Origin of the sequence: Acinetobacter sp. YH18001 (assembly GCF_013416975.1) — a bacterium.
GTDB lineage: Bacteria > Pseudomonadota > Gammaproteobacteria > Pseudomonadales > Moraxellaceae > Acinetobacter > Acinetobacter pseudolwoffii.
Map to the genome: position 1 here is coordinate 48,590 of NZ_VPEU01000007.1, position 22,208 is coordinate 70,797.

Here is a 22,208-nt window from a genome sequence, read left to right on the forward strand (position 1 = left end):
TCTCTTGTGAAGCAGTAGTTCTTACCTTTAATAAAGGGGGAGCGCTCTGTATTTAAAATATCAAAACAAAAAAGGAACCTCAAATGAGCATCGAAACTACAAAAAAATCCATTGATCGTTGGCATGAGATGTTAGCAACCCGCGATATGTCTATCTTGAATGAGTTACTTGCTGAGGATGTTGTATTTCGCTCACCTGTGGCTTTTCATCCTTATCCTGGCAAACAGGTGGTCTTTTTTATTCTGAGCAATGTGATCCAAGTCTTTGAAAACTTCACTTATCACCGTGAATTTATAAGTGAAGATGGTAACAATGTCGTACTTGAGTTTTCTGCTCAGGTAAGCGATAAAAAACTCAAGGGAGTTGACATGATTCAGTTTAATGAAGAAGGTCAGATCATTGATTTTGAAGTGATGATCCGGCCTAAGTCTGGACTTGAAGCCTTAGCGGTACAAATGGGCCAACGGATGCAGTCATTCCAAGTTAAAACTTAATTCGAATTATTGATTCAAGTCGGCATGAAGTTTGTAAATCACAGCTAGTCGAACTAGAGAGGATGACAGATGAAAATGTTGCTTAAAAAATTGGGTCAGCTGTCCAGCGAATATCTGGATCGCTTCAGTGGCGCAGATGAACCGACCCTGTATTACCATCCAAATGGTGTTTTTTCAGGACTCATTGAACGCTTACCGCAGCTGCAACAAAAATATCGTCCTACGCCGTGGTTAGCCAATGCACACGCACATATTCTATATTTGGATCTTATTAAAAAACATACGATTAAACTTAAATATGATGTACTTGAACAGCTAAAAATGTCGGATGGCGGGATTACCGGTATTGCCTGGTATGGGCTGGATTTACCAGCAAATACACCGACCATTGTCTTGTTACATACCATCACCGGCTCTCCAGAGTCGATGCGTGAACTGGTACAGGATCTGCATAAACATACCGGTTGGCGAGTGGCCTTGTGTTTGCGCCGTGGGCATGCAGACCTGCCCATGCCTGTAGCTAAAATGAACCTGTTCGGCTCGACCCAAGACCTGCGGGAACAACTGCTGTATATACAGGATAGATTTCCTCAGTCTGAGCTGTATGGGGTCGGATCTTCTGCGGGTACAGGCTTGCTGGTGCGTTATCTCGGAGAAGAGGGATCACAAACACCGTTAAAAGCGGCTTTTGCCTTATGTCCAGGCTATAACACCGAAACTGGATTTGCCCATGTACATCCGTTTTATAGCAAAGTCATGGCCAAAAAACTAATCAAACGCTTTATTCATCCTTATCAGGAAACCTGGCAAATTTATCCTTCCTGGAAGCAATTGCTGGAGGTAAAAGACTTATCGGAGTTTGAACAGCGTTATTATCAACTGGCCGGTTTTTCAGACTATGAGAGTTATAGTAAGGCCACGAATCCAATTTATGTATTTGAAAACATTAAAGTTCCATTAATGATTTTAAATGCGGAAGATGATCCGGTGTGTCATATCCAGAATCTGGAACCTTATAAAGAAAAAATTCGGGCAATGTCGAATATCATGGTGATTACCACCAAAAAAGGCAGTCATTGCGGATTTTATCAAGGTCTGATGCAAACAGAATCGTGGGCTACGCGATTAATGGCAGACTATTTGATGCACTTGTCTCGTAATTCTGCACCGACATCTGCTTAAAAAAGAGTAATAAAAAAACCCAGCAAAAGCTGGGTTTTTTTGATGAATTCTCTTGATTAATCAAGCGCTGGCATCGCTGCTGCAATGGCATCAGCCACAGCGTCTTCTTCAGATTTGTTTGAATCAGAGTTTGATTTAGGCGTTGCTGCAGGTTTTGAAGGCTCTGGAGCTGGATTGTTTTCTGACGGCGTTCTTGTTGGAGCTGGTGTAGCTTCAACAGGTTCAGGCTTCTTCACTTCACGACGAATTTCAGTCGTCGTGTTAGCTGTCTGTTCACGTTGAATTTCCACAGTTGTCTCTGGAACTTCTTCAATTACCGCTTCTTCTACCGGCTCAAGCGGTTCAAATTGTGCTGGTTCAGGCGTTACAACTTCAGGTGCTGGATTAACCTCAACTTGTTCTTCTTCTTTAGGTGCTTCTTTTTTTACACACGCAGTCAAGCTCAGGCCAGTCAGGATTACGGTACAGAGTAAAAATTTCTTCATCATCATTGCATCAAACAGAAAAGTGTGGAGGGGATTACACTATTATAGCAGCAAATTACAAGATAGAAATCATATGAACTTACAGTAATTTTTTATTGGAATTGCTGTTAGAATAGTCAATTGTTTATTGTTCTTTGAATTGATGCGGATTGACTTTGCTTTCTAGGTACAAGGTAAAGTAAAATTGCGCAACATTGCAGGCCGATTTAGGCTCGATTGTACGAGAAACCCAATGACCCATTTTATTTTCGTTACTGGTGGTGTAGTTTCATCACTAGGTAAAGGTATTTCAGCTGCTTCTGTTGCTGCACTTTTAGAAGCTCGTGGTTTAAAAGTGACCATGGTAAAAATGGATCCATACATTAATGTCGATCCAGGGACGATGAGCCCATTCCAACATGGTGAAGTTTTTGTTACAGAAGACGGTGCTGAAACAGACTTAGATTTGGGTTACTACGAACGTTTCTTGCGTCGTGCGAAAATGACCAAACTGAATAACTTCACATCAGGTCGTGTTTACCAAGATGTTCTGAACAAAGAACGCCGTGGTGACTATCTGGGTGGTACTGTGCAAGTTATTCCACACATTACTGACAATATCAAAGAGCGTGTCCTGCGTGCAGGCGAAGGCTATGATGTTGCGATTGTAGAGATCGGCGGTACAGTAGGTGACATTGAATCTCTCCCATTCATGGAATCTGTACGTCAGCTAATGGTTGAACTTGGTCATAAACGTACCATGTTAATGCACTTAACGTTACTCCCATACATTAAGTCTGCAGCAGAATTAAAAACCAAACCAACACAGCACTCTGTTAAAGAACTTCTGTCGATTGGTATTCAGCCAGACATTCTCATCTGCCGTACCGAGTACGATGTAGATGCAGATACTATCCGTAAAATTGCATTATTTACCAACGTTGAAGCACGTGCCGTTGTGGTATGTAAAGATGCACGTTCGATCTATCAGATTCCACGTACTTTCTACGAACAGAATGTTGATGATTTAATCTGCGAACGTTTTGGTTATAACGACCTTCCTGAAGCGGATTTAACCGATTGGGATAACGTGGTAGAAGCATTATTGAACCCAGAATACACCGTTCGTGTAGCGATGGTCGGTAAATATGTAGAACTTCCAGATGCGTATAAATCTGTGAACGAAGCACTTTTACATGCCGGGGTGAAAAACCGCGTTAAAGTCCAAATTGACTATGTCAATGCAGAAGAACTTGAAAGCCAGGACGTGAACGAAATATTGAAAGATGCCGATGCGATTCTGGTTCCAGGTGGTTTTGGTGAACGTGGTACTGAAGGCAAAATGCAGGCGATTCAATTCGCACGTGAAAACGGTGTACCTTTCCTTGGTATTTGCTTAGGTATGCAGTTGGCTGTAATCGAATATGCACGTAATGTTGTGGGCATTAGCGATGCAACGTCGACTGAATTTAACCGTTCGACCAAATCTCCATTGATTGGCTTGATCACTGAATGGTTAGATGAGCGCGGTGAAGTTCAGCAACGTTCTGCTGACTCTGATTTGGGTGGCACCATGCGTCTAGGGGCTCAAAAATCTGAACTGGTTGCAGGCACAAAAACAGCTGAAATCTATGGTTCTGAAGAAATCATTGAGCGTCACCGTCACCGTTACGAAATGAACAACCGTTATATCCCATTGCTTGAAGAAAAAGGCATGAAGATTTCTGGTTATTCACCGGTACAGCATCTGGTAGAAACAGTTGAAATTCCTCAACATCCTTGGTTTATTGCGGTACAATTCCACCCGGAATTTACCAGCTCACCACGTGAAGGTCATCCATTATTTGCCGGTTTCATTGATGCTGCGAAAAAGCAGTACCAAAAAACTCAATAATCGGTGTGTAGGACACAACTAGGAAGTTTAAATGTCGCAATTAAAACCACAAGAAATTGTACGTTTGGGCGATATACAAATGGCAAATCATTTGCCATTTGTATTATTCGGCGGAATGAATGTACTTGAATCTAAAGACTTGGCTTTTGAGATCGCTGAGACTTATGTCGATATTTGTACACGTTTGGGTATTCCCTATGTGTTCAAGGCCAGCTTTGATAAAGCCAACCGTTCAAGCTTGAACTCGTTCCGTGGCCCAGGCCTCGACAAAGGTCTCGAGTGGTTAGCTGACATTAAAAAACACTTTAATGTGCCAATCATCACTGATGTACACGAGCCGTACCAGGCGGCGCCTGTTGCAGAAGTGGCGGACATTATCCAGCTGCCGGCTTTCTTGAGTCGTCAGACGGATCTGGTGGAAGCCATGGCAAAAACCGATGCCATCATCAACATCAAAAAAGCACAATTCCTTGCACCACACGAAATGCGTCATATTTTGCATAAGTGTCTGGAAGCAGGAAATGACAAACTGATCATTTGTGAGCGTGGTTCAGCATTTGGCTATAACAATCTGGTTGTAGACATGCTGGGCTTCGATATCATGAAAGAAATGAATGTGCCTGTGTTCTTTGATGTGACGCATGCCTTGCAAACTCCAGGTGGCCGTGCCGATTCTGCTGGCGGACGCCGCGCCCAGATTACCACATTGGCGCGTGCAGGTATGGCAACCGGTCTTGCAGGTTTGTTCCTGGAAGCACATCCTGATCCAGAGAAAGCCAAGTGTGATGGCCCATGTGCATTGCGCATGTCTCAACTTGAGCCTTTCTTGGCACAGCTAAAAGAATTGGATACCTTGGTCAAAGGTTTCGAAAAGTTAGATACACACTGAGTTTATCACTCTTGCGCTGCCCTAAAGGCAGCTCATATTAATCAACTGAGGAATAGTTCATGAGCCAAATCGTTGACATTCGTGCACGTGAAATTTTGGACTCTCGTGGTAACCCTACCATCGAAGCAGACGTAATCTTAGCATCTGGCGTAGTTGGCCGTGCATGTGCACCATCTGGTGCTTCAACTGGTTCTCGTGAAGCTTTAGAACTTCGTGATGGCGATAAAGCACGTTACTTAGGTAAAGGTGTTAAAACTGCGGTAAATAATGTAAACACCTTAATCCGTGATGCTTTGCTTGGTAAATCTGTATTCGAACAAAAAGACATCGATAACACGATGATTGCTTTAGACGGTACTGAAAACAAAGAAAAACTGGGTGCAAACGCAACTTTAGCTGTATCTTTGGCTGCTGCACGCGCTGCTGCTGATGAAAAGAAAATTCCTCTTTTTCAATATATTGCAGACCTTCGCAACAACTCGATTTTGACCATGCCTGTACCAATGATGAACATCATCAATGGTGGTTCACATGCAGACAATAACGTTGATATTCAAGAATTCATGATTGAGCCAGTGGGCTTCACTTCATTCTCTGAAGCTTTACGCGCTGGCGCTGAAATCTTCCATTCTTTAAAATCAGTTTTAAACAAAAAAGGTTTAAACACTGCTGTGGGTGATGAAGGTGGTTTCGCACCAAACCTTCGTTCTAACGAAGAAGCAATCACGGTTATTCTTGAAGCAATTGGTCAAACTGGCTACAAAGCAGGTTCTGACATTATGCTGGCGCTGGATTGTGCATCTTCAGAATTCTACAAAAATGGTCAGTACATTCTTGCGGGCGAAGGCAACAAAGCGTTCACCAGCAACCAGTTCTCTGACTATTTGGCTGGCCTTGTAAACCAATACCCAATTATTTCAATTGAAGATGGTTTGGATGAGTCGGATTGGGAAGGCTGGTCTTACCTGACTTCGATTCTTGGCGACAAGATCCAGTTGGTAGGTGATGACCTGTTCGTAACGAATCCTAAAATCCTGCAACGTGGTATCAACGAAAAAGTAGGTAACTCGATCCTGATCAAATATAACCAGATCGGTACCTTGACTGAAACTTTAGATGCGATCTATCTTGCCAAAGAAAATGGTTACTCTACTGTGATTTCACACCGTTCAGGTGAAACTGAAGATTCAACCATTGCGGATCTTGCAGTAGGTACAGCAGCGGGTCAAATCAAGACTGGTTCACTTTGCCGTTCTGACCGTGTAGCGAAATATAATCAATTACTTCGTATTGAAGAATTGACTAATGCTGCATATCGCGGTAAAGCTGAGTTCAAAGGTTTGAACTAAGCGACTTATGTCAATGTTAAATGTATTCGACTCGACTGCGAGTAAAGTACTGTTGGGCCTTGCGATCATTTTGATCGCAGGGTTTCAATATTTATACTGGTTTGGTGAAGGTGGTTATCATGATCATCAGCAGCTGACCCAGAAAATCCAGCAGCAAATGGAATTGAATGATGAGCTGAAAGAACGTAATCGCGTTCTGGCGGCAGAAGTCTACGATTTAAAGAATGGTATTGAAGCCATCGAAGAACATGCGCGTTTAGATCTTGGCCTGATTAAGCCACGTGAAACTTTTATTCAAATGAGCACGATCAGTACTCAATATAAACCCATCTATCTTAATCCAAATTCTAAAGTAGATCTGCGAACCAATGAGTCACCTGAGCCAACAAATACCCCGTAAATTATGGGTCATTCTTCCTGCTGCAGGTTCAGGTAGCCGTTTTTCTAAAACAGAACTCAAGCAATATCAGACGCTTCAACAACGAACTGTTCTTGAACATACCGTTGCACGTCTGAATCAATTGCCTTTGACTGGTTATGTATTGGCGATTGGTACACAGGACAATGTCGCAAAAACTCTGCCATTTTCCGATCTGGAAAAAGCACATTTTTGTTTGGGCGGCGCAGAGCGAGTGAATTCGGTGCTGAATGCATTAAATTATTTATCTGCAATGGCCTCTGAAGATGACTGGATCATGGTGCATGATGCGGCACGCCCTTGTGTCAGTCTGGATTGTCTTCAACAGTTGGTCAATACGGCAATTGCACAGGATCGGGCTGCGATTCTGGCGATTCCGGTACGAGATACACTTAAGCGTGTAGTCACCGGTTCTGATATTGAGGAAACGGTGGATCGCTCCATGCTCTGGCAGGCACAAACGCCGCAAATGGCCAAGCTGGGCACATTAAAACGGGCGATTGAACAGGCTTTGCAGGATGGTGCTAACATTACCGATGAAGCCAGCGCACTGGAACATATCGGTGAGCAGGTGAGTGTGGTGCAAGGACGTTCCGATAATATTAAAATTACCTATCCAGATGATCTGGAACTGGCCAAGCTGATTTTACAAGCTCAGGCTTAAAAATATATTCGATAAAATTTGAATAAAAGTAGAATAAATCTGGCTATAGCGATCTATTCCCTATAGCTTTCACTTATAATTTTGCCATCATTCTTTTTCACCTTTTGGCCAATGATACCTTCACAGCAGTATCGGTTTTTACGTCATTCTTTGCGTGATGGACGTAGTATTAACCCGCAAGATTCCTCCCGGTGGACCAAGTTGCACCTTGATCCCTGGTTGTTGTGCTTTCTGGTTCTCAATGCAATCCTGGGTTTGATGGTGGTGTATAGCGCGACCTCTGAAGACTCCGGAATGGTTGTTCGTCAGGCAATCAGTTTCGGGATTGGTTTTGTGCTGCTGTTTATCTGTGCGCAGATTCCACCGAAAGTCTATCAGGCGATCAGTCCCTACCTGTATGCCTTTGGCATATTCATGCTGCTCTTGGTGTTTGTGATTGGTGAAAAACGCCTGGGTGCAACGCGTTGGATTACTTTGCCTGGTATTGGGAGTATGCAACCGAGTGAGGTGATGAAATTTGCCATGCCTTTGATGATGGCCTGGTATTTTGCACGTAAGCCATTTCCTCCCAAATTTGTACATATTGTCGGTGCATTAATTTTACTGGCTATACCATTTGTTTTGGTTGCACTCCAACCTGACTTGAATATTGGTTTGGTGATTCCGGGTGTTTTTGTCTTGTTTTTAAGTGGGATGTCGTGGCGTCTGATTGTTGGTGCGGCCGCAGCACTGGCTGTAGCAGCACCGGTTTTATGGATGTTCGTACTACAAGAGTATCAAAAGAAACGTATCACCACGATGTTTGATCCGGAGTCGGATGCATTGGGTGCAGGCTGGAATATCATTCAGTCCAAAATCGCGATTGGTTCAGGTGGTTCCACAGGCAAAGGCTATACTGAGGGGACCCAATCGCATTTGGGTTATCTGCCCGAGCATCATACCGACTTTATTATGTCGACCTATGCCGAAGAATTCGGTTTTATTGGTGTGTTTCTGCTGTTCAGTTTATTTACTGCGATTATTATTCGTTGTTTGATGATTGGCTTAAACAGTTTTCATAATTTTGGACGTTTATATGCCGGAGCTATTGGACTGACCTTTTTCTTCTTTGTATTTTTAAACTCGGGCATGGTGAGTGGTATCTTACCGGTGACTGGAGATCCATTGCCGCTTATGAGTTATGGCGGAACGGCGGTAATCTCAATGCTCGCAGGCATGGGAATTGTGATGTCGATTCATACCCATCGATAAATTATTCTAAAAGTCGGATGTGTTCCGGTTTTACAAATATTGTTAAGACATGCGGGTAAAGAAAAGTATCTTCATTACATTCATGCTCAATGTGGAAATTGCTTCCAAATGCAGAGTGATATAAGCGTACAACAAAAAGCAGAAATGGATAAACGATATAAAGAAGCCCTCAATCGAGGGCTTCTTTCGTCTTAAAACTTAACTGAAAAACCAGGTGTAATAGCCCCAGATCATCAAAGGCCAAGCCAAAAATGGACTAAATAGCCATTTCCAGAACCAGTGGCGAGGTACGAAACCGACACCATGTACAAAGCCTCCAGAAATACCAATCATGATATACATCATGGCACTATGGCTATATTCACCGTTGGCATCCAGCATTGCAGAGGGATGAACCAATAACACTGCGGCGAGAGGAAAAGCCAGCAGGCAGGAAATCATCATCGCAAATTTGTTTGGTTTCTTGTCTACAACGGTTTTCTCAAGCGCAGCTTCGGTCATATTTTATTCCTCATCCAGGTCTTGGTGTTGTTCCATATAAATTGCAGCAATCACACTGGCAAAACACGCCATCAGTACACCCAGAATCCAGGCAAAATACCACATAATTTTATCTCCTTAGTGCACAGCCTTAATACAGGCTGTGTGAATTGTCTTCAATATGTTTGTTGGTAATCACGCCCCACATCTTGTAATAACACCAAGTGGTATAGATCAGGATCAATGGAACAAAAATACAAGCTGCAACTGTCATGACAGTTAAGGTGTTTTTACTGGATACCGCATCCCACATCGTCAGACTGACAGTCGGATTTAAGCTGGATGGCATCAGGAACGGGAACAGGGCAAAACCGGCAGTCAAGATTGCACCGACGACTGCCAGAGAAGAACCCAGGAAGCTCAAGCCAGCCTTGTTTTTACCTGCAGCCAGTACAATGATTAATCCCCCTAGAATGCCGGCAATTGGAGCTGCCATTGTAATTGGATAAGTTGAATAGTTGTTCATCCAGCCCGGATTGGCATTGGTCAGTACTTCTTTTGCTAATGGGTTGGCAACACCATTGGTGTCAAAAGGCATCACCAGGCTATAACCCTGGATGTTTCCAAAATACAACCATGCACCCGCAGCAAGGAAAGTCGCCAAGTAGACCAGACCCATGATTTGTGTCGCTTTGGCAGAACGTTGACGCAGGTCGCCATCAGTACGCAGCATCAGCCATGCACCACCATGTGCGCATAACATCGATAAACTGACCAGACCACATACAATTGCAAATGGATTTAGCAGGGCAAAGAAGCTACCTGTGTAGGTAGAGCGCACAGTTTCATCCAGGGTAAAAGGCACGCCCAGAAACATATTGCCGAACGCAACACCAAAAACCAATGCCGGAACCGCACCGCCTACAGCCAGGCCCCAATCCCAAGACGTACGCCACTTAGTATTTTCCAGTTTTGAGCGATAGTCAAAGCCGACCGGACGCAAGAATAAGGCAAACAGTACCAGTAAGAGTGCCCAGTACATGCCAGAGAAGGCGGTTGCGTAAACCATTGGCCAGGCAGCAAATAGAGCACCACCTGCGGTAATGAACCAGACCTGATTGCCGTCCCAGTGTGGGGCAATGGTGTTGATCGCAGCACGGCGCTCGTTATCATTTTTGCCCACAAATGGCATGATTGCCATGGAACCCATATCGAAGCCATCGGTGAGGGCGAAACCAATCAGCAATACGCCAACCAGCACCCACCAAATTATTTTGAGCAATTCATATTCGATCATGCTTGAGTCTCCCCATTTGCTTTTTCTGCTGCAAGCTTTTCAAAGTGGTATTTACCGGTATGCAGGGAACTTGGACCAAGGCGTGAGAATTTGATCATCAGATACATCTCGATAATCAATAACACCGTGTAGAAGGCTGCCAATGCCAGGATTGAACCCCATACATCGCCAGTACTTAAGCTAGATGCTGAAAGATGCGTCGGTAATACTTCACCAATCGTCCATGGTTGACGACCGACCTCTGCCACATACCAGCCGGTTTGTGCAGCCACCCAAGGTAAAGGAAGCGCAAATAAGGCAAATTTCAATAACCAAGGTTTGTTTTCAGCATTGCGTTTTGCGACTGCAACAGTTGCCAGAATGAAGAGAAGCAGCATCAAGAAACCAGAACCCACCATGGCGCGGAATGCCCAGAACAGGCTTGGTACATGTGGAATGGTGTCTGCCGCCGCAGCTTTAATTTGTGCTTCAGTCGCATCCACCACATTTGGCGTATATTTCTTCAGCAGCAAGCCATAACCGAGGTCTTTTTGTGATTCATCAAAAGCCGCTTTAAGCTCAGGTGATTTATCTCCTGCACGGAGCAGCTCTAACTGTTCATACGCCACCATACCGTTACGGATCCGCTGTTCGTGCTGAGTAATCAGATCTTTAATTCCGGTCACTTGTTCAGTGGTGGAGCGGGTTGCAATCAGACCCATCGCATAAGGAATCTTGATCGCATAGTCAGTGGTTTGGGTTTCTGCATTTGGAATCCCAAATAAGGTGAATGCTGCTGGTGCAGGATGCGTATCCCATTCTGCTTCAATCGCCGCAAGTTTGGTTTTTTGGACATCGCCCAGCTCATAACCTGATTCATCACCCAGTAAAATCACTGAAAGTGTAGACGCAAGCCCGAAGATGGCAGCAATGGCAAAAGAACGACGTGCAAAAGGCAGATCACGTTTCTTCAGCATGTAGAAACTTGAAATGGCCAGTACGAAAATAGCGCCCGTGACATAACCGGCGGATACCGTATGCACGAATTTAACCTGAGCGACCGGGTTAAAGATCAGTGCAGCAAAGTCCACCATTTCCATACGCATGGTTTCATAGTTAAATGCCGAACCGACCGGGTTTTGCATCCAGCCATTGGCGACCAGAATCCATAACGCGGACATGTTCGAACCCAAAGCGACTAGCCAGGTGACTGCCAGATGTTGCACTTTGGACAGGCGATCCCAGCCAAAGAAGAACAGGCCGATGAAAGTCGATTCAAGGAAGAAGGCCATCAGACCTTCAATCGCCAGCGGTGCACCAAAAATATCACCAACATAATGCGAGTAATAAGCCCAGTTGGTTCCGAACTGGAATTCCATGGTCAGACCTGTGGTCACCCCCAAGGCGAAGTTAATACCAAACAGTTTTCCCCAGAACTTGGTCATGTCTTTATAGATTTCTTTGCCGGAAATCACATAAGTGGTTTCCATGATGGCAAGCAGAAAAGCCAGACCTAAAGTCAGTGGAACAAAAATAAAGTGATACATCGCGGTCATGGCGAACTGGAACCGCGAGAGATCGACCACGCTTTCAGAAATCATCAACGTGTCTCCTGGATTTGGGAAGGATTGCCGGCAATACGCTCGGCGACTTGATTGTCAAAATTTTTAGGAATAGTAGGTGCGTCAAACCAGATATTTTTAATAATCATAAGCAAAATAACTTTGATAATTAAAATAGCGGTTATTTCTCTCACCACTTTTTGGTTTAGATTTTTGGGAACTAAGCTCATTCGAACAAGCCTGTTATATGGTTTGTTATATATTATTAACCAATTGTAAATGTAAAATAAATAGACAATACAGTTTAAATAAATATATATTTATAAGTATATGAATATAATGATTATATATTTTTATGAGTTAAAAATTATTCTAAATATTTTGTATTATTTTGTGTAAGCTTATTGGGTTTTAAATCCGACTAAAATGCTTATATTTATACTTTAAATGTAGATTGTTTTAGTTGGATTAATATTAATTGATTGCTTTTTAATCTGATTAAAAAGGTTGGGTTTAAAAAATGAGTCTAAATTATTCAAACTGTTTTAGTCGGTTTTATAGAGGGTTGAAAGGGAAGTGTTATAGGAGGTTATTCAAAGATGTGCCTGATAAGCGATCTTGATCACAGGCTTTCTTATACTGTTTCTTTAATAGAAACGCATCAACAAAAAGATCCCGTTTAGGGATCTTTTTGTATGTCATGTTTAATAAATAATAGCTACAGAGATGTTCTCTTTAAGCGAATAGGTATTCAGCTTAGAAGTCGTAACGCATGCCTAGAGAAAGACCTAAGCTGTCTTCACCGCGTGCGCCACCTACAGCATTGGTACGACCTTGTGCCCAAGGGCTAAGGTTTGAGTTTTCATCATTGAGTACAGTTGCTATGTTGCCATAAATGCGGACTGTTGGATCTAAACGGTGCTCAAGTCCGATTGCCAGTAAAGTTGCATTTGCATCATCTGCATCTACATCACGGTGGAATACTTCACCACGGAATGAGGTTTTTGGTGCAAATTTATATTCACCGGCCACACCAAACACTTGAGCATCTGGGTTTGCAATATCATTATCATGTGTTAAGTATTGATATAAACCACCCAGGTTGAACTCAGGGGTGATTTTGTAAGCACCTGCGATACGGAAACCATCACGTTCGCCACGGGTAGCTTCTTCTTCATAATGTTCATATGCAGCAGCAAAATCAACTTTACCTTCTTTATAGGTTAAAGCGAGGTCGTAAGCTTTATCTTTGTCCTTGGCACCATCTTTACTAGCATCCGGGCTATTTGTTTCATGTAGTGACATCGCACCTAATACGTTGAAACCGCCACCAAATTTTGGTGATTTATATTCAATCGTATTGTTATTACGTTCATCAAAACGCAGGTTGCCTACACGTGTGACGTTACGAACGTCACCGACCATATCACCAAAGAAGTTGACCGGGCCACGTGCTACTTTGAATGGGCTGTCAAAACGGCCTATACGCGCTTGACCGAAATCACCTTTTAAACCAACAAAAGTATCACGAGTTGCAAATTCAACATCATCATTTGCAGAACCGCTAGCAAAGTTAATTTCTTGTTCGATTTGACCAAAAACAGTCATGCCATTTTCTAGTTTTTGTTCAGCTTTGAAGCCTAGGCGTGAAGAGTTTGAAGAAAGTCCAACTTCATTATAATCTGCACCATCATCCAGATAATCTAAAGAAACGTGTGCACGACCATAAATTTTAACGTCAGCAGCAGCTGCCATGACTGGTGTTAAAATTGTTGCCCCAATTGCTAATGCAGATAACGTTTTTTTCATGTGTTGCTCCAATAAAGACTTTTTATTCATCGTCTTAAAACAAGTTTCAGTCATGTGTTGAAACATGTACCGCTCTATTGGTGCCAAGTATCGATTACAAATAAGACAGTAAGATTAAGGAAATATTTCAAATCTGTTAAATGTTGTATTTTGTAAGTTTTGTAATATTACACATTCAATTTTTTGTATTTAAAGATAATTTGGTTGCTATTATCTTAATGATTCGCATTTATTTCTAAAGTTTTATGCTTTAAGTAGAATAAAAAAATGGAGCCGAAGCTCCATTTTTTTATTCAGTTAAACTTAAAGTGCAGCTTTGATTTTTTCAGCCAGCGCTTTAATTTTTTCCTGATCACCCATCTGGGCAGCATGTTTACCCAAGTTGTGCAGAGAAGTCGGCACTAGATGAAAATGAATATGCGGTACAGTCTGACCAGCAGCAGCACCTGATAATTGCATCAGGACAATGCCATCAACGCCCAAACCTTTTTCAATTGCTTTCGCAACCTTCTGTACAATTTGAATCGTATAGGCCGCAGCTTCAGGATCTAGATCCAGTAAAGTGATGGCTGGTGCTTTCGGAACGACCAGAGTATGACCATCTGCTTGCGGCATGATGTCCATAAATGCAAGAACCTGGTCATCTTCATACACTTTAATCGCAGGAAGTTCACCGCGTAGAATTCGTGCAAAAATATTCTGATCATCATAAGTCATAAGTACATTCCTTGAGCGTTATTGAATTGAATTATTTACAGTTCAATTCTTTCTGACGATCTTTGATCACGTCAAGACGCTGTTGCTCTTTTTCCGAGAATTTTGGCTTGGTTGTATAGCAATTGTCATTGCCGAACTTCGCTTTTGCTTCTGGATCTTTAAAACAGAATCCTTTAGACGCATAAATCACGTCATGATCATTTTTCAATTTTTTGCATTCCTGTTCAGATGCAAGAACCGATGTTGAAGCCCCGAACAAAGTTGCTAAGCCAATTAATGCTGCAACAGAAAATTTCTTCATGCGAGTTTCCTCTGGGTTATCCACTATATGTGCCTGCCTACTAGTCACAATATGAGGTTTTGTTATCATTATTCAATGGCGAGATATTACTCGATGGTAATATTACTCCATGATTCATACATTTTCACGGCACTGGAAAAATCACTGTTTTTATCCGATAGATCACTGGCCGCCTGAATTAGATTCTGGGTCAACGAGAGCACAGGCGCAGACAGTTTAGCCTCACGCGCCAGATCGATTGCGATGCCGGTATCTTTGGCCAAGAGTGGCAGGGCAAAGGTTACAGGAAAACTGCGATTTAAAATACGCTGTGGTAATACGGTTTCGGTCACCATGCTTTTACCACTTGAAGCATTAATACAATCCAGTGCTTCATTCAGGTTGACTCCATGTGCTTTCAGCGTAGTAAAGCCTTCTGCGACCGCACACAGGTTTACAGCCATTAACATATTATTCACGGCTTTCACTGCAAAACCTGCGCCAGATTCACCGACATGCTTAATCAGTGTGCCAAAAGCCTGCATCGCAGGAAGGGCTTTTTCAAAACCTTGGACATCGCCGCCTACCATCACTGTCAAGGTGCCATTTTCAGCACCAATGGTTTGACCGCTGACCGGTGCATCCAGAAAGATCGCCCCACGTTCAGCCAGTTGTGCTGCCAGTGTTTGCGCGGAATCCGGTACACCACTGGTACAGTCGACCCAGACTGAGCCGGATTTAAGCGACAAATTTTCCAGAAGTTGTGCTACATCGGCACTGGTCGGCAAACATGAAAAGATAATATCTGCCTGAACGGCCTGTTCTAGCGTAACGGCTTGAGTGCCATATTCAGCAGCATGTTGCTCTGCTTTGTCAAAATTGCGGTTCCAGACATAGACGGTATCAAACTGCTTGGGTAAATGTGCCGCCATACGATAACCCATGGCACCTAAGCCGATAAATGCTACTGACTGAATCATGCTGTATCCTCTGAATATGTAAATAAATTTTAATGTTTTTTGGCGATGCTGACGCAGATGCGCTAAGCATCAAGACGTGTAGAGCGCTGCGCCAGCCAGGTCGTCATTTTGGGCCAGAACGTATTGGCTGTTTTCTGGTTGGACATCAGGCCCAGATGACCACCCGGAATCAGAGTAAACGTCTTATCCTGGCTACTTGTCAATTCTATCAAAGGCTTAGCTGACTGTTCTGTGACAATCTGGTCGGTTTGACCTGCACCTACCAATAGGGAGCAGCTGATATTTTTAAGATCAACAATACGACCATCTAAAGTGATAGAACCGTATTTTAAAGGATTTTGCAGCCATAAATGCAGAACCATGTCCTGATTAATCCCGCCCGGATAATCGATCATCTTGTTCAGGAAATTCCCCATGGTGGCATGTTCATAGACATCTTCGACATGATCCAGATTCAGCAAAAACTGCTTCTGGCTTTTTAGCCAGCCAATCGGATCAAGTAATTTAAAGCCCAAGGCATTTACAATACCCGGCGTATGAATATATTGCTTCGGGATCAATCCTTGATGAATGGCCTGTTGCAAATTCTTATTTTTAGAAATCAGTTTATTGGTCGTAGAAAAAAGTTTGCCGACACGTCCTGACGCATAACTGTCGATAGGACTGCCCACCACGATCAGATTCTTGACATGTTCAGGCGAATGCAGGGCTGTATAGAGCGTGACAAACACCCCAGCCATACTCCAGCCGTGTAAGGAAATGAACTGACTGCCTGAATGCTTGCAGATGGTTTCAATGGATTGAGGAATGGCTGCATCAATAAAAGATAAAAAATTCAGGTGGCGGTGCTTAAAGTTAAAGCGTTTCCATTCCACCAGATAGACATCAAAACCGCTATGCTGAAAATGCTTGACCAGAGAGCGATAAGGATACAGATCATAAATATCCATATTAATGGCCAAGGGTGCGATAAAAACCAGAGGCTCCTTATATTTTTTCTCGGGTGAAGCGTAATAACGAATCTTGCAAAACTCGGTGCCGGCAATATATTCAAAAGGGGTTTTTTGCGACAGGATCAGTGAGGAGGCATTAAACACCCGGGTGCTGAGGTGTTTCAATTTTTTTTGCTGGCGCTGAAAGTTTTGTTTTAACTGAATCATGTAAATAAAATATCCGTATCCGCGGGAGGATTGATCGAAGTCTAAGCAATAATCGCTTATTATGCCTTGACCTGAAATAGCTTAGGCGCTCAAAATGTTGGCAAATTTTTACAAAAGGCAGCCCGAGGGCTGAGGTAAAGCGATGAGCCAGCAAGACGATATTTCTTACCAATTAGAAACTTTAGCCATTCGTACCGGTCATACCCGCACTTTTGAAGGTGAGCATGGCGAACCAATTTTTCTAACATCGTCCTTTGTGTATGAAAATGCTGCAGAAGCCGCAGCCAAATTCTCAGGCCAGGAACCGGGCAATATCTATTCTCGCTTTACCAATCCGACCGTTGCCATGTTTGAAAAGCGTCTGGCTGCACTTGAAGGTGCAGAGCGCGCCGTCGCCACCAGTTCGGGTATGGCAGCCATTATGGCAGTGATGATGGCATTCTTAAAAGCCGGTGATCATGTGATCTGTTCACGTGCTGTCTTCGGCTCTACGGTTTCCATGTTTGAAAAATATGTCGCAAAATTTAGCGTCAGTGTTGATTTCGTCGATTTGACTGATCTTGATGCATGGAAAAATGCCATCAAGCCTGAAACCAAAATTCTCTTTGTTGAATCTCCATCGAATCCTTTAGCAGAAGTAGCCGATATACAGGGACTCGCCGATATTGCGCATGCCAATGATGCTTTACTGGCGATTGATAACAGCTTCTGTACACCTGTGTTACAACAACCACTCAAATTTGGTGCAGACCTGGTGGTGTATTCTGCGACTAAATATCTGGATGGCCAAGGCCGTGCGCTTGGTGGTGCTGTTGTCGGTAATCACAAGTTGCTGGAAGAAATCTTCGGCTATGTGCGTACTACCGGCCCGTCAATGAGTCCATTCAATGCCTGGGTTTTCCTGAAAGGCTTGGAAACACTACGTTTGCGTATGCGTGAACATTCAGCAAGTGCACAGCAACTGGCTGAATTTTTGAATCAGCATCCAAAAGTGGAAAAAGTTTATTATGCTGGTTTGCCTGAGCATGTCGGCCATGAACTGGCAGCCAAACAACAGAGCGGTTTTGGCGGTATTGTGTCTTTTGAGGTGAAAGGTGACCGTGAGGAAGCATGGACTGTCATCGACAATACCCAGTTTATCTCGATTACCGGCAATCTGGGCGATGTGAAATCCACTATTACCCATCCGGCAACCACGACACACGGTAAATTGTCGCCTGAAGCCAAAGAAGCTGCTGGTATTCGTGAAGGTTTAATTCGCGTATCTGTTGGTTTGGAAGAGATTGGTGATATTATTCAGGATATTCGTCGCGGTTTAGACCTGATTTAATTTTATAAATTTATGTTCGGAGATATTTATGAACATTAACATGTTGATGCAGCAAGCTCAGCGCATGCAGAAAGAAGTTGAAAACAACGTAAAAAATGCCAAAGAAGAGCTGGCGCAAACTGAAGTGCATGCCGAGGCGGGTGGCGGTCTGGTCAAAGTAACCATGACTTGCCGTAACGTGGTAAAACGTATCGAAATCAATCCTGAGTTACTTCAGGATGATCCAGACATGATTGAAGACCTGATTGCAGCTGCAATGAATGATGCAGCACGTCAGGCAGAAGTGGTATCTGACGAAAGAATGAAAGCAGCGAACTCAGGCATGGGTTTACCGCCTGGTCTTGCAGGTATGTTCTAAGGAAGAATGTGCAATGTTTAGTGATCGTTTTGATCAACTCGTTCAAGCATTACGCATTTTGCCAAGCGTTGGGCCGAAATCGGCTCAACGTATGGCATTGCATATGATCATGAAAAATCGTGAGGGTGCAATTGGTCTGGCACATGCGCTGACTGAGGCCACCAATTACATTCATGAATGTTCAGTCTGTCATTCTTTGACCGAAGACGAAGTCTGCAATATCTGTACTTCGCTGGATCGTGATGATGAATTGCTTTGCGTAGTAGAATCACCTGCAGATGTCATGGCGATTGAACAAAGTGGCAGCTTCAGAGGTAAATATCATGTATTGGGTGGACATTTATCGCCACTGGATGGTATTGGACCAGAAGAAATCGGTATTCCGTACTTATTGCACCGTTTGGCCAATGGTCAGGTGAAAGAAGTGATTCTGGCGACCAATGCTACGGTAGAAGGTCAGGCCACGGCGCATTATCTGGTTGAGGCCAGCAAACATTTGCCGATCCAGATGACCCGAATTGCCCAAGGCGTACCTCAAGGTGGTGAGCTGGAATATGTCGATAGCCATACCTTGAGTCAGGCCGTACATAACCGGATGCGCATGAAGTAAGATAGACTTAAAAATCTTGTTAGTTTTAATATAAAAAAGATATTATTTAAAATCTAGAGCCTAATAAATAAGGGGTATTTTTGCTAGATAGAGCAGAATCAGCGTTATTTTTTATACAAAAATTCTATAGATCAGTTAATATGGATCTATCGAGAATCTAATTTTAGACTCAGTCTTTATGTTTCAATTTATTCAACATCAAAACGATTTATACCCTGTGCTGAACCTGATGGATCAGAGTTCTGTTTACGGGCTGGATACCGAATTTATCAAGGTCGATACTTTGTGGCCGAAACTGGGTGTGTTTCAGATCAATGTAGACAACAAGGTCTATTTGCTGGATGGAACCACCCTGGATCTGACTGAGTTCTTCAATAAAGTTTTTAACGCCCAGCAGAATATTTTTCATGCTTGTAGCGAAGATATTGATCTGCTTTATCACTATACCCAAAAGAAATCACTGACCAATGTGTTTGATACCCAGGTCGGCATGTCTTTTCTGGGGCATGGTCTGCAAGTCAGCTATCAGAATGCGCTCAAACAGATGCTGGAAGTCGATATCGAAAAAGACCAGACCCGTTCTAACTGGCTGGCACGTCCTTTAAGTTCAGAGCAATTACTTTATGCGGCCAATGATGTGCATTATCTGGTCAAGCTGTCTGACAAAATCAAACAAGAGCTGGATACGAAATACCTACTGGATTTTGCTTTGCAAGACTGTCGTTTCTTGACTCAGGAAATTGGTGAAGACACACCAACGGCCTTGTTATATCAGGATGTGGGGAATTATCGCCATTCACGCCGTCAGCTGATGCAATTACAGCAATTGATGGTCTGGCGCGATCAGATTGCCAAAGCACTGAATCAGCCACGTAGTTTTATCTTAAAAAATGTCAGTATGATTGATCTGGTCGAGAAGTTCCCGCGCAATAACTTCCAGTTGAGTCAAGTCAAAGATATCCGTTCAAATGTGGTTCGTGAACATGGTAAAACCATTCTGGATCTGCTGAAATTCTTGCCGGAACCGGAAAGCTGGCCGTTACGTCTGGCGCGTCCAATCCGTCATTCCTCCAAAGATATCGGCGAAAAGATCGATAACATCATTCAAAATGTAGTCGATGAAACCTCAATTCCAAAAGAAGTGCTGATGCGTAAAAAATGGCTGAATGCCTTGTATCAGCATGTGGTCTTTCATAAGGATGAGCAGGATCTGCCGGATTATCTGCTGGGCTGGCGCTATGAACTGTTAACCCAGCCACTGATTCAGGTGCTGCATCAGGATGAATCTTATTTATCGACCCAGATGAAAGTCAGCGAGTGATCGCTTGCAGGATTGGTTAAAGATAGAGCAATTATACAAAATCACGACTGATGCATGAGACGTGGCTAATGTTTCTGTCTTTTTTTTGATGTATCCTTGCGGATGTTTTTCCAGAAAAGTCGTTTGAAACATGCAAGTGTCTATCTACAAATCCAGCAAAAAAAGTGAAATGTATCTGTATGTGGCGCGTCCTGCGGATGAAAGCGAAGCTGAAACATTCGAGCCACTCAGCGTATTGTCTGAGCCCGTACAAGCCGCATTTGGACGTGCGACTTTTGTCATGCATCTTGAACTGAGCGAATCGCGTAAACTGGCACGTGCCAATGTATTGCATGTGATGGATTCTATTGCTACACGTGGTTTCTTTTTGCAAATGCCGCCAGAAGGCTTGATTGATCCGAATGCAGTCGCTCCAGAAGGATTGCGTGGCGCTTAATGTTAATTCAGGAGTTGTGAAATGAATGGTTATGTTGCTGTCTTAGACTCAATTCCTGAACAGAGCATTGCTGTTGCGGTTTATCTGCTGGGCAGCCTGATTGCTTTATGGTGCTGGTATGGCGTAACCAGGCGCCTGCCTAAGCCACTGGGTGGTTTTTTGTGGATTTTAGGCTTTGCCATTCTATTGACACCGACGGTATCCGAGGGGCCGAATGCCTCTATCGCACCTGCAATCTTTGGCTTGCTGTTTGGTGTGTTGACCAAAGAGCAAGCTCTGATTTGGATTAATGCGTCACTTATTTTATTTGTCATTGGGATTGGATCTGTGATTGGCTATTGCTGGTCGACCTATGTGTCGAACAAGGGCAATCTTCGTGTTCACAAGAAAAGTTCACCGTTGTAAGTAAAAAAATAAGGTTAAATCATGTCTGCTGATCATCAACAATTTTCAGGTACAGCTCAGTACATTGCGACTGACAGTTTAAAGTTGGCGGTTAAAGCTGCCCGTAGTTTACAAAAGCCGTTATTGGTCAAAGGTGAGCCTGGTACAGGGAAAACTTTATTGGCTGAGCAGGTAGCAGAAAGTCTGGGCCTAAGACTGATCACCTGGCATATCAAGTCCACCACCAAAGCACAGCAAGGCCTGTATGAATACGATGCGGTGTCGCGCCTGCGTGATAGTCAGCTTGGTGATGACCGTGTCTATGACATCAAGAACTACATCAAGCCGGGTAAACTGTGGGAAGCATTTACCAGCGAAGAACGTTGTGTCTTGCTGATTGATGAAATTGATAAGGCAGACATCGAGTTTCCGAATGACTTGCTACATGAACTCGATAAAATGTCGTTCTATGTGTACGAGACCGGGGAAACCATTACCGCAACCCAGCGTCCAATCGTCATCATTACCTCAAATAATGAAAAAGAATTGCCCGATGCATTCCTGCGCCGTTGTTTCTTCCACTATATCGAATTTCCGGATGAAGCGACCATGCGCGAAATCATCAATGTACATTTCGAGAATATCTCTGCCACATTGGTCAATGAAGCCTTGCAGGTTTTCTTTAAATTGCGCCAGATTCCGGGTTTGAAAAAACCACCATCAACATCTGAGCTGATTGACTGGCTCAGCCTGCTCATGGCTGACGACATGCCGGAAGATATTTTGCGCAATACTGATAAATCCAAAGCGATTCCACCCTTGTACGGCGCCTTGATCAAAAATGAGCAAGATGTACAGTTGCTTGAACGTCTAGCCTTTATGTCACGTCGTTAAGGGAGA

Annotated in this window: 26 protein-coding genes; 15 read left to right on the top strand and 11 right to left on the bottom strand. The window is 43.4% G+C overall.

The genetic code is table 11. The features are described from left to right. The first annotated feature begins 83 nt into the window (after positions 1-83). Together FTV48_RS04205 and FTV48_RS04210 are read left to right on the top strand one after the other, a co-directional pair. Positions 84-494: a nuclear transport factor 2 family protein gene (locus FTV48_RS04205; protein ID WP_005097098.1), complete on the top strand. Its 411-nt coding sequence runs from the start codon at positions 84-86 to the stop codon at positions 492-494. Positions 495-563: 69 nt separating this feature from the next. Beyond that, positions 564-1,676 (top strand): YheT family hydrolase, encoded by a 1,113-nt coding sequence (locus FTV48_RS04210; RefSeq protein ID WP_005097097.1) that lies wholly within the window; start codon positions 564-566, stop codon positions 1,674-1,676. Positions 1,677-1,732: 56 nt separating this feature from the next. Here FTV48_RS04210 and FTV48_RS04215 read toward each other — a convergent pair whose 3' ends face one another. Further along, positions 1,733-2,167, bottom strand: coding sequence for a hypothetical protein (locus tag FTV48_RS04215; RefSeq protein WP_005097096.1), 435 nt, complete (start codon positions 2,165-2,167; stop codon positions 1,733-1,735). A gap of 226 nt (positions 2,168-2,393) precedes the next feature. On the opposite strand from FTV48_RS04215, the gene FTV48_RS04220 reads away from it, so the two are divergent. The 6 genes from FTV48_RS04220 to rodA all read left to right on the top strand — a co-directional run bounded on the left by FTV48_RS04220 (position 2,394) and on the right by rodA (position 8,605). After that, the gene (locus tag FTV48_RS04220) at positions 2,394-4,034 is read left to right on the top strand and encodes a CTP synthase (RefSeq protein ID WP_179999480.1); all 1,641 of its coding nucleotides are present in this window, start codon (positions 2,394-2,396) and stop codon (positions 4,032-4,034) included. A gap of 31 nt (positions 4,035-4,065) precedes the next feature. Further along, positions 4,066-4,923 carry a 3-deoxy-8-phosphooctulonate synthase gene (gene kdsA, locus FTV48_RS04225; RefSeq protein WP_005106657.1) on the top strand — a complete coding sequence of 286 codons (858 nt, stop codon included), beginning with the start codon at positions 4,066-4,068 and terminating at the stop codon, positions 4,921-4,923. Between the two features lie 59 nt (positions 4,924-4,982). Next, positions 4,983-6,272: a phosphopyruvate hydratase gene (gene eno, locus FTV48_RS04230; RefSeq protein ID WP_005097093.1), complete on the top strand. Its 1,290-nt coding sequence runs from the start codon at positions 4,983-4,985 to the stop codon at positions 6,270-6,272. A 7-nt stretch (positions 6,273-6,279) separates the two neighbouring features. Next, positions 6,280-6,672 (top strand): septum formation initiator family protein, encoded by a 393-nt coding sequence (locus tag FTV48_RS04235; RefSeq protein ID WP_005097092.1) that lies wholly within the window; start codon positions 6,280-6,282, stop codon positions 6,670-6,672. Further along, on the top strand, positions 6,641-7,354 hold the full coding sequence (gene ispD / locus FTV48_RS04240; RefSeq protein ID WP_005097091.1) for a 2-C-methyl-D-erythritol 4-phosphate cytidylyltransferase: 714 nt from the start codon (positions 6,641-6,643) through the stop codon (positions 7,352-7,354). Before FTV48_RS04235 ends, ispD begins: the two co-directional genes overlap by 32 nt. A gap of 111 nt (positions 7,355-7,465) precedes the next feature. Further along, entirely contained in the window at positions 7,466-8,605 is a 1,140-nt protein-coding gene (gene rodA, locus FTV48_RS04245) for a rod shape-determining protein RodA (protein WP_005170604.1), read from the top strand. Between the two features lie 198 nt (positions 8,606-8,803). On the opposite strand, the gene FTV48_RS04250 is transcribed toward rodA, so the two are convergent. From FTV48_RS04250 to FTV48_RS04295, 10 genes are all read right to left on the bottom strand, one after another. Beyond that, a complete protein-coding gene (locus tag FTV48_RS04250; protein WP_005170606.1) occupies positions 8,804-9,106 on the bottom strand; it encodes a cyd operon YbgE family protein in 303 nt (100 codons plus the stop codon). Positions 9,107-9,109: 3 nt separating this feature from the next. Continuing rightward, positions 9,110-9,211, bottom strand: a complete 102-nt coding sequence (cydX, locus tag FTV48_RS04255) for a cytochrome bd-I oxidase subunit CydX (protein ID WP_004278713.1) — start codon at positions 9,209-9,211, stop codon at positions 9,110-9,112. 25 nt (positions 9,212-9,236) lie between these two features. Then, positions 9,237-10,382, bottom strand: a complete 1,146-nt coding sequence (cydB, locus tag FTV48_RS04260) for a cytochrome d ubiquinol oxidase subunit II (protein ID WP_179999482.1) — start codon at positions 10,380-10,382, stop codon at positions 9,237-9,239. After that, entirely contained in the window at positions 10,379-11,962 is a 1,584-nt protein-coding gene (locus tag FTV48_RS04265) for a cytochrome ubiquinol oxidase subunit I (RefSeq protein WP_179999484.1), read from the bottom strand. Before FTV48_RS04265 ends, cydB begins: the two co-directional genes overlap by 4 nt. Continuing rightward, complete coding sequence (cydP, locus tag FTV48_RS04270) at positions 11,962-12,153, bottom strand: cytochrome oxidase putative small subunit CydP (protein WP_005170617.1); 192 nt, start codon at positions 12,151-12,153, stop codon at positions 11,962-11,964. Before cydP ends, FTV48_RS04265 begins: the two co-directional genes overlap by 1 nt. 526 nt (positions 12,154-12,679) lie before the next feature. After that, on the bottom strand, positions 12,680-13,732 hold the full coding sequence (locus FTV48_RS04275) for a porin (RefSeq protein WP_179999486.1): 1,053 nt from the start codon (positions 13,730-13,732) through the stop codon (positions 12,680-12,682). Positions 13,733-14,035: 303 nt separating this feature from the next. Beyond that, positions 14,036-14,449 (bottom strand): HIT family protein, encoded by a 414-nt coding sequence (locus tag FTV48_RS04280; RefSeq protein WP_005170623.1) that lies wholly within the window; start codon positions 14,447-14,449, stop codon positions 14,036-14,038. Between the two features lie 31 nt (positions 14,450-14,480). Next, positions 14,481-14,750, bottom strand: a complete 270-nt coding sequence (locus tag FTV48_RS04285; RefSeq protein WP_005170626.1) for a YARHG domain-containing protein — start codon at positions 14,748-14,750, stop codon at positions 14,481-14,483. Positions 14,751-14,836: 86 nt separating this feature from the next. Further along, positions 14,837-15,709: an NAD(P)-dependent oxidoreductase gene (locus FTV48_RS04290; protein ID WP_005097081.1), complete on the bottom strand. Its 873-nt coding sequence runs from the start codon at positions 15,707-15,709 to the stop codon at positions 14,837-14,839. A 62-nt stretch (positions 15,710-15,771) separates the two neighbouring features. Further along, positions 15,772-16,869: an alpha/beta fold hydrolase gene (locus tag FTV48_RS04295; protein WP_179999488.1), complete on the bottom strand. Its 1,098-nt coding sequence runs from the start codon at positions 16,867-16,869 to the stop codon at positions 15,772-15,774. A 142-nt stretch (positions 16,870-17,011) separates the two neighbouring features. On the opposite strand from FTV48_RS04295, the gene FTV48_RS04300 reads away from it, so the two are divergent. From FTV48_RS04300 to FTV48_RS04330, 7 genes are all read left to right on the top strand, one after another. Continuing rightward, positions 17,012-18,199, top strand: a complete 1,188-nt coding sequence (locus FTV48_RS04300) for an O-succinylhomoserine sulfhydrylase (RefSeq protein WP_179999490.1) — start codon at positions 17,012-17,014, stop codon at positions 18,197-18,199. Positions 18,200-18,227: 28 nt separating this feature from the next. Continuing rightward, positions 18,228-18,557 (top strand): YbaB/EbfC family nucleoid-associated protein, encoded by a 330-nt coding sequence (locus tag FTV48_RS04305; protein ID WP_179999492.1) that lies wholly within the window; start codon positions 18,228-18,230, stop codon positions 18,555-18,557. Positions 18,558-18,570: 13 nt separating this feature from the next. Further along, positions 18,571-19,167, top strand: a complete 597-nt coding sequence (recR, locus tag FTV48_RS04310; RefSeq protein WP_004278698.1) for a recombination mediator RecR — start codon at positions 18,571-18,573, stop codon at positions 19,165-19,167. 178 nt (positions 19,168-19,345) lie between these two features. Beyond that, entirely contained in the window at positions 19,346-20,488 is a 1,143-nt protein-coding gene (locus tag FTV48_RS04315) for an HRDC domain-containing protein (RefSeq protein ID WP_005097077.1), read from the top strand. Between the two features lie 130 nt (positions 20,489-20,618). After that, on the top strand, positions 20,619-20,924 hold the full coding sequence (locus FTV48_RS04320; RefSeq protein WP_005097076.1) for a YcgL domain-containing protein: 306 nt from the start codon (positions 20,619-20,621) through the stop codon (positions 20,922-20,924). 21 nt (positions 20,925-20,945) lie between these two features. Next, entirely contained in the window at positions 20,946-21,329 is a 384-nt protein-coding gene (locus tag FTV48_RS04325; RefSeq protein ID WP_005170643.1) for a hypothetical protein, read from the top strand. Positions 21,330-21,350: 21 nt separating this feature from the next. Next, complete coding sequence (locus tag FTV48_RS04330) at positions 21,351-22,202, top strand: MoxR family ATPase (RefSeq protein WP_179999493.1); 852 nt, start codon at positions 21,351-21,353, stop codon at positions 22,200-22,202. Positions 22,203-22,208: the final 6 nt, after the last annotated feature.

Excerpts from the sequence above, each read along its gene's own strand:
- FTV48_RS04205 (WP_005097098.1), top strand. The coding sequence starts at position 84 with ATGAGCATCGAAACTACAAAAAAATCCATTGATCGTTGGCATGAGATG.
- FTV48_RS04210 (WP_005097097.1), top strand. The coding sequence starts at position 564 with ATGAAAATGTTGCTTAAAAAATTGGGTCAGCTGTCCAGCGAATATCTG.
- FTV48_RS04215 (WP_005097096.1), bottom strand. The coding sequence starts at position 2,167 with ATGATGATGAAGAAATTTTTACTCTGTACCGTAATCCTGACTGGCCTG.
- FTV48_RS04220 (WP_179999480.1), top strand. The coding sequence starts at position 2,394 with ATGACCCATTTTATTTTCGTTACTGGTGGTGTAGTTTCATCACTAGGT.
- kdsA (WP_005106657.1), top strand. The coding sequence starts at position 4,066 with ATGTCGCAATTAAAACCACAAGAAATTGTACGTTTGGGCGATATACAA.
- eno (WP_005097093.1), top strand. The coding sequence starts at position 4,983 with ATGAGCCAAATCGTTGACATTCGTGCACGTGAAATTTTGGACTCTCGT.
- FTV48_RS04235 (WP_005097092.1), top strand. The coding sequence starts at position 6,280 with ATGTCAATGTTAAATGTATTCGACTCGACTGCGAGTAAAGTACTGTTG.
- ispD (WP_005097091.1), top strand. The coding sequence starts at position 6,641 with ATGAGTCACCTGAGCCAACAAATACCCCGTAAATTATGGGTCATTCTT.
- rodA (WP_005170604.1), top strand. The coding sequence starts at position 7,466 with ATGATACCTTCACAGCAGTATCGGTTTTTACGTCATTCTTTGCGTGAT.
- FTV48_RS04250 (WP_005170606.1), bottom strand. The coding sequence starts at position 9,106 with ATGACCGAAGCTGCGCTTGAGAAAACCGTTGTAGACAAGAAACCAAAC.
- cydX (WP_004278713.1), bottom strand. The coding sequence starts at position 9,211 with ATGTGGTATTTTGCCTGGATTCTGGGTGTACTGATGGCGTGTTTTGCC.
- cydB (WP_179999482.1), bottom strand. The coding sequence starts at position 10,382 with ATGATCGAATATGAATTGCTCAAAATAATTTGGTGGGTGCTGGTTGGC.
- FTV48_RS04265 (WP_179999484.1), bottom strand. The coding sequence starts at position 11,962 with ATGATTTCTGAAAGCGTGGTCGATCTCTCGCGGTTCCAGTTCGCCATG.
- cydP (WP_005170617.1), bottom strand. The coding sequence starts at position 12,153 with ATGAGCTTAGTTCCCAAAAATCTAAACCAAAAAGTGGTGAGAGAAATA.
- FTV48_RS04275 (WP_179999486.1), bottom strand. The coding sequence starts at position 13,732 with ATGAAAAAAACGTTATCTGCATTAGCAATTGGGGCAACAATTTTAACA.
- FTV48_RS04280 (WP_005170623.1), bottom strand. The coding sequence starts at position 14,449 with ATGACTTATGATGATCAGAATATTTTTGCACGAATTCTACGCGGTGAA.
- FTV48_RS04285 (WP_005170626.1), bottom strand. The coding sequence starts at position 14,750 with ATGAAGAAATTTTCTGTTGCAGCATTAATTGGCTTAGCAACTTTGTTC.
- FTV48_RS04290 (WP_005097081.1), bottom strand. The coding sequence starts at position 15,709 with ATGATTCAGTCAGTAGCATTTATCGGCTTAGGTGCCATGGGTTATCGT.
- FTV48_RS04295 (WP_179999488.1), bottom strand. The coding sequence starts at position 16,869 with ATGATTCAGTTAAAACAAAACTTTCAGCGCCAGCAAAAAAAATTGAAA.
- FTV48_RS04300 (WP_179999490.1), top strand. The coding sequence starts at position 17,012 with ATGAGCCAGCAAGACGATATTTCTTACCAATTAGAAACTTTAGCCATT.
- FTV48_RS04305 (WP_179999492.1), top strand. The coding sequence starts at position 18,228 with ATGAACATTAACATGTTGATGCAGCAAGCTCAGCGCATGCAGAAAGAA.
- recR (WP_004278698.1), top strand. The coding sequence starts at position 18,571 with ATGTTTAGTGATCGTTTTGATCAACTCGTTCAAGCATTACGCATTTTG.
- FTV48_RS04315 (WP_005097077.1), top strand. The coding sequence starts at position 19,346 with ATGTTTCAATTTATTCAACATCAAAACGATTTATACCCTGTGCTGAAC.
- FTV48_RS04320 (WP_005097076.1), top strand. The coding sequence starts at position 20,619 with ATGCAAGTGTCTATCTACAAATCCAGCAAAAAAAGTGAAATGTATCTG.
- FTV48_RS04325 (WP_005170643.1), top strand. The coding sequence starts at position 20,946 with ATGAATGGTTATGTTGCTGTCTTAGACTCAATTCCTGAACAGAGCATT.
- FTV48_RS04330 (WP_179999493.1), top strand. The coding sequence starts at position 21,351 with ATGTCTGCTGATCATCAACAATTTTCAGGTACAGCTCAGTACATTGCG.